Source organism: Arachidicoccus sp., from assembly GCF_050436765.1.
Taxonomy (GTDB): Bacteria; Bacteroidota; Bacteroidia; order Chitinophagales; family Chitinophagaceae; genus Arachidicoccus.
The window spans coordinates 1-6,384 of record NZ_JBNQGD010000195.1 but is presented as its reverse complement, the minus strand read 5'-3'; the positions used below and the strand labels follow the sequence as shown (position 1 = coordinate 6,384).

Below are 6,384 nucleotides of genomic sequence, written 5' to 3'. Positions count from 1 at the left end.
TTCCTTTACCCACGACCCATTATTTCATGCGGGACTGTACTATGTACAAGAATCGGGTAGTCAGTTTTTATGGGAGGCCCTTTTACAAACTATAGATAAGAATTCTGAGGCAAAAGTACTAGACCTTTGTGCTGCACCCGGGGGTAAAACAACTTTACTGGCAGCTTATTTCAAAAAAGGGTTAATTGTGGCAAATGAAGTAATTAAATCGCGCGCCAATATCTTACTGGAGAATACAACAAAGTGGGGCACATCTAACATCATTGTTACCAATAATGATCCTTCGCATTTTAATAGGATTCCAGCTTTTTTTGACGTGGTGCTGATAGATGCACCCTGCAGTGGAAGTGGCCTTTTTCGTAGAGATAATAATGCTATCAGTGAATGGAGCGAAGAAAATGTATTACTCTGTAGCCGTCGACAACAAAGAATTTTAGCAGACATGTATCCTTCCATCAAAGAAAATGGGTTGATTATTTATGCAACATGTTCTTACTCACCACAAGAAGATGAAGATAATTTAGATTGGATGATGAATAATTTTCAGTTGGAAAACGTCCCTCTACAAACACAGGAAGATTGGGGTATTACCACTGTAGCATCTAAACAACATAAGACAGTTGGCTATAAATTTTATCCTGACAAAACGCGTAGCGAAGGCTTTTTTATTGCCGTTTTTAAAAAGAAAGACATCCATCGAGGTAGCTTTATCGCAAATAATCTTACGCTCGCAAATAAAAACGAAATAGCCGAGATACAGAACTGGACTTCTCATGGTGAAGACAAAATATATATTAAACAAAACAATTACTATTTGGCAATTGATGAAAAATGGTTAGAAGATATTGGTGTTCTGCAAAAAAACCTCTATATGAAAAAAGCAGGCATTACCATCGGAGAATTAAAGAACAAAGGCCTCGTGCCCGCCCACGATTTGGCACTTAGCACTATTGTCAATGGCAATATAAATAAAATAAATCTAGACAAGGCACAAAGTTTGCAATACCTTAAGCGGCAGAGTTTTGATTTAGATAATGCTCCAAAAGGTTGGTGCTTAGCTACTTTTGAACATTTGAATTTGGGCTGGATGAAAATATTGCCCAATCGACTAAATAATTATTATCCCACAGAATGGCGGATTTTAAAAGATTAACTTTATCACTATTAAAAAAAATAGCATCTTTAAAAAATAAAAAAGCAAATAATACTCGGATGAAAAGAATTTCAATTTTAATAAGCGCCTTATTTCTCTTTGTAGGTGCTTCGTTGGCTCAATCTTCTTATAAGGTACATACCATTAAAGAGGGCGAAACGCTTTCTCAACTGGCAAAAAAATATGGTACCTCCGTTGGTGACATTATGCGATTGAATAAAATGACGACTTCAAGCAAATTATCAATTGGGGAAGAAGTAAAAATACCGACCAAACACGCTGATGCTTCCTCTGAAGCAGCAATGGACATTCCTGATACACATACAGTGGTAAAAGGAGAGACGCTTTATCAAATAAGTCATAAATACCAGATACCTGTTACCGACTTGCGTGATTGGAATAATATTACGGGCAATACCATTCAAGTAGGACAAGTATTAAAACTAAAAAAAATGGCGGCTGTTGATAATCTTGTCGCAAATACATCAGATCAAAATAGTGATACAACAAACCAGCTACCACCAAATAACGCTACACAAACAGCAGAAAACACTCCCATTACTAATACAAATCAGGAAGAAAAGCAAAGAAATAATGAAGAGAAACCCAGCAATGCATCAGTTTTTGATCAGACGTCTGTTAAACCAGCAGTTACTGATGAAGGCTTATATGCCACTACCTATAAGAGCCAGGCAAGTGGCACGGAACTGATAACTAAAGGAAGCTCCGGAGTATTTAAAACAGCTAGTGGTTGGCAAGACAAAAAATATTTTATTTTAATGAATGATGTTAACCCGGGTACCGTCGTAAAAGTGCAAGCCAATGGCAAAACCATTTATGCAAAAATTTTATGGAACCTTGGAAATGTGAAAGAAAATGAAGGTTTAAGTTATCGAATTAGCGACGCTGCGGCAAATGTTTTAGGTGTTTCCGGCGACAAATTCGATCTGATAGTTTCTTATTTTAAATAAAATTGATAAAGCCCTGGTAAAAAACCAGGGCTTCTTTTTTATACTAAAACAAACGTTTCCGCAAATACAATCGTTATTTTAATCCCCTTTTTAAAAAAATTTTGTAATATTATCCCTCCAAAATATTTCTATTATGTCTTATCCTTATCAAATTAAATCGTTTGAACAATATAAAGAAGTTTACGAACGTAGTATTCAGCAACCACAAAATTTTTGGGCCGATATAGCAAGTAATTTTCAATGGAAGCGAAAATGGGATAAAGTATTAGATTGGAGTTTTGAAGATTACAAAGTACAGTGGTTCAAGGGTGCAAAACTTAATATTACGGAGAACTGTATAGATCGCCATTTAGAAGCATTAGGCAATAAACCGGCCATCATCTGGGAGCCTAATAGTGCTGATGAACACCACCGTGTCCTCACTTATAACGACCTCTACAATAAAGTAACCCAGTTTGCCAATGTGCTTAAAAACAATGGAGTAAGAAAAGGTGATTGTGTTTGTTTATATATGGGAATGATTCCCGAATTAGCCATTGCGGTTTTGGCCTGCGCGCGCATTGGCGCTATACATTCCGTCATCTTTGGCGGGTTTTCCGCTAAAAGTATAGCCGACCGCTTGCAGGATGCGAGTGCTCGATTTGTAATTACTTGTGACGGCGCATTCCGCGGCGGAAAAGATATTCCTTTAAAGTCTTTGATTGACGACGCATTGGAAAGTTGCGATTTTATAGAACGCGTAATTGTTTGTACCCGTACACGCACTCCGGTATCTATGATAAAAGGCCGTGACGTATGGTGGGAAGACGAAATTAAAAAAGTAGAAACCTTAGCAATGGCTCCTGCTCCCGCCGAGGAAATGGATGCCGAAGATCCCTTGTTTATTTTATATACATCCGGCTCTACCGGAAAGCCAAAAGGGGTGGTTCATACCTGCGCAGGCTATATGGTTTACACCAATTACAGTTTCGTCAATGTATTTAATTATAAACTGGGCGACATCTATTTCTGCACTGCTGATATTGGCTGGATTACAGGTCATAGCTATATCGTTTATGGACCATTAAGCGCAGGTGCTACAACGGTTATGTTTGAAGGGATCCCTACTTATCCTGATGCAGGAAGATTCTGGGATTTGGTAGATAAGCATCGCGTCAATATTCTATATACTGCTCCAACAGCGATTCGCAGCCTGATGAGTTACGGCGACGAGCCATTAAAAGGGAAAGATTTATCTACTTTAAAGGTATTAGGCTCAGTAGGGGAACCCATCAATGAAGAGGCCTGGCACTGGTATGATGAAAAAATTGGTAAAGGTAAATGCCCGATAGTAGACACTTGGTGGCAAACTGAAAACGGAGGCATACTTATCTCGAATCTTGCCGGCATTACGCCATCGAAACCCGGATGGGCAACTCTCCCATTACCCGGTGTTCAACCTTGTTTGATGGATGAACATGGCAAAGAAATTGAAGGCGCAGGTACCGGTAATCTTTGTATGAAGTTCCCGTGGCCATCCATCATCCGCACAACATTTGGCGACCACGAACGCTGTAAGAAAACTTATTTCAGTACCTATCCCAATCATTATTTCTCGGGTGATGGTGCCATGCGCGATGAAATTGGCAATTACAAAATTACTGGTCGGGTAGATGACGTACTGAATGTAAGTGGCCACCGAATTGGTACTGCTGAGGTAGAAAATGCCATCAACTTACATGCTGGCGTGGTTGAAAGTGCCGTAGTGGGTTATCCTCACGAAATAAAAGGGCAAGGCATTTATGCCTTTGTCATTTACAATGGGACACACAATGCCAACGATGAAGATTTAATTCGTCGTGATATCACCGCAACAGTGACCCGTATCATTGGCCCAATATCGAAACCTGATAAAATACAATTTGTAAAAGGACTGCCTAAAACACGTAGCGGAAAAATAATGCGCCGCATACTGCGCAAAATTGCAGAGAATGAAACCGAAAATTTAGGGGATACCTCTAGTTTACTGGATGCAGGTGTCGTGGACGAAATAAAGAAAGGGAAGTTGTAACGACAAAATAATAATTTTGTGTAGTGAATCTCACATCCCAAAATTAAATTTCTGGGAGAGTTCCTTTAGACAGTCAATTGAGAAATTCAATTGACTGTTTTTATTTTTTACTTTTGACCGAAGAACAAAAGATAGAATGACTATAAAAACCCACCCACAAAATATTTTACAAGAAGAATGGATTATGGTTCTGCGTGGTTATGCTCAGAAAGCAGAACAAGCCGGTCAATTGCATCCCAAACAATTAGCCTTAATTTTCGAACAGCAGTGGTTCAAAGCGTTGGTAGCAAAAGATTATGGTGGATTGCAATGGTCATTGCCGCAAACGGTCCGTTTTGAAGAAGCTATTGGTTGGGTAGATGGAAGTGTCGGATGGGCGTTTACCCTTTGCTGTGGGGCCGGGTGGTTCTCGGGATTTTTAGATAAATCATTTGCTCAGCAAATATTTAAAAACGAAAAAGTTTGTTTGGCTGGCAGCGGAGCGCCATCCGGCATTGCACACATTTTGGACAGTGGTAATTATAAAATTTCTGGTGAATGGTCGCATGCAAGCGGCGCGCCTCACGCCACCGTTTTTACAGCTAATTGCTTTTTAGAAGAAAGAAATAAAATAAAAGCATTTTGTTTTCTAAAAGACGAAGTCCAAATGATCAAAAGCTGGAATACAATTGGTCTGGTTGCATCGGCGAGTGAATCTTTTGCAGTAAAAAATTTGGTCATTCCTAAAGAAAGATGTTTTGAAATAGAGCCTGCAAAAGCAGTTATAAAGGCTCCTTTGTACCAATATCCCTTTTTGCAATTAGCCGAGTGTACGATTGCCGCCAATATGTCGGGTATGGCTTTGCATTTTATGGAAGAATGTGAGATCCATTTTAAACAAAAAAAATATGGAGAAACCTTTATGTGGGAGAATGAAAAACTACAATCCATTTTTAGAAAAGAAGAAGCGAATTGGTCAGCAGCGAGAAGCGCAATGCTCGAAGCGGTTGAGCATTCCTGGCAAATCCTCCTTGCAAAAGATAAAATCTCAGAAAGCTTATTAAATCAGGTTTCTAATTCTTCACAACAGGTTGTCAAAGTTTGTAGGCATCTGGTCAATACGCTATATGCTTTTACCGGCCTCAGTGGAGCGAGAATGAATACATTGCTTAATCAAATATGGCGAGATTTTCAAACAGGAAGTCAACACGCCATTTTTATCGATCTGAATTAACTGGCGCCGCATCTACGTTATTGGTGTATTGTACTGAACCTACACGAAAGCATATTGGAACTTTAATAGCTTTTTGCATTTTGTATTCTAGTCGGCACATTATTCCCAAACAATTGTAATAGTTGTATTTTTTGAGCGGATTATTAAAAGTCGGATTTAGCATTTCTGCATGCGTCAACGACAAAATTGCGGTATCTTTTTTTATGTTGTGATCAGATAAAGAAAGTTTTTGCGCAGCTGTCGAATTAACTGAAACAAGCATGATGGCACAAATTAATAAATCAAATATTCTGTTCATTAGAAAATCCCCTTTCACACAAGTTACGTAAATTTTATTTATCAGTTTTCAATGCTGCTATTCTCGTCAATATTGCGTTATATAATTCAATCGACTATCTCACTCAATATCCGCAACTGAATTTAGATGCAGGCAAAAAAGCAATGTAATGGTACATCGTTTTATTACCAAAAGCACATATGAAGAACGCATTAATGAGATGATTCATTCCAAAAAAGCACTTGCTGAAATGACCGTAGCTACGGGGGAAAACTGGATTGGCAACCTCAGCAATAAAGAACTAAAGCAATTGTTTGAGATAGGATAGTAAAAAAATAATTAGCGATTTTCATCACTTTTAGTATTCTCTCAATCTTTCATCAGTATAAGTGATTTTAGTTTTGCCATGAGGTGTTGACCGACCTGCATCGTCTACAGTTACAAAAACGATTTTGTCAATCGTAAGGATAATTTTGTGACTTATTTTATCTCGTACTTGACAAGTAAGCGTAAGAGAGGTATTACCAAATTTAATTGCCTTAATACCTAATTCAATGATATCGCCTTGCTTAGGAGAGCTTACAAAATCAATTTCCGACATAAATTTGGTAACACAATTATTAGTTCCTAATTGTATAATCGCATAAATAGCGGCTTCTTCATCTATCCATTTCAATAAGCTGCCGCCGAACAAAGTATTATTAGAATTGAGGTCTTCGG

The 6,384-nt window shown here is 38.3% G+C and carries 6 protein-coding genes; 5 read left to right on the top strand and 1 reads right to left on the bottom strand.

From position 1 onward, the window contains the following. The 5 genes from ACQR30_RS08430 to ACQR30_RS08410 all read left to right on the top strand — a co-directional run. A partial coding sequence (locus ACQR30_RS08430; protein ID WP_429733990.1) for a methyltransferase RsmF C-terminal domain-like protein occupies nt 1-1,153 on the top strand: 1,153 nt, incomplete at its 5' end. Nucleotides 1,154-1,212: 59 nt separating this feature from the next. Then, the gene (locus ACQR30_RS08425; protein WP_429733988.1) at nt 1,213-2,124 is read left to right on the top strand and encodes a LysM peptidoglycan-binding domain-containing protein; all 912 of its coding nucleotides are present in this window, start codon (nt 1,213-1,215) and stop codon (nt 2,122-2,124) included. A gap of 133 nt (nt 2,125-2,257) precedes the next feature. After that, on the top strand, nt 2,258-4,174 hold the full coding sequence (gene acs / locus ACQR30_RS08420; RefSeq protein ID WP_429733986.1) for an acetate--CoA ligase: 1,917 nt from the start codon (nt 2,258-2,260) through the stop codon (nt 4,172-4,174). Between the two features lie 136 nt (nt 4,175-4,310). Next, nucleotides 4,311-5,387, top strand: coding sequence for an acyl-CoA dehydrogenase (locus ACQR30_RS08415; protein WP_429733985.1), 1,077 nt, complete (start codon nt 4,311-4,313; stop codon nt 5,385-5,387). Between the two features lie 446 nt (nt 5,388-5,833). Then, nucleotides 5,834-5,992: a hypothetical protein gene (locus ACQR30_RS08410; protein WP_429733983.1), complete on the top strand. Its 159-nt coding sequence runs from the start codon at nt 5,834-5,836 to the stop codon at nt 5,990-5,992. 30 nt (nt 5,993-6,022) lie between these two features. Here the strand turns inward: ACQR30_RS08410 and ACQR30_RS08405 are convergent. Beyond that, nucleotides 6,023-6,384: acyl-CoA thioesterase (locus ACQR30_RS08405; RefSeq protein WP_429733982.1), on the bottom strand; the 362-nt coding region annotated here is incomplete at its 5' end.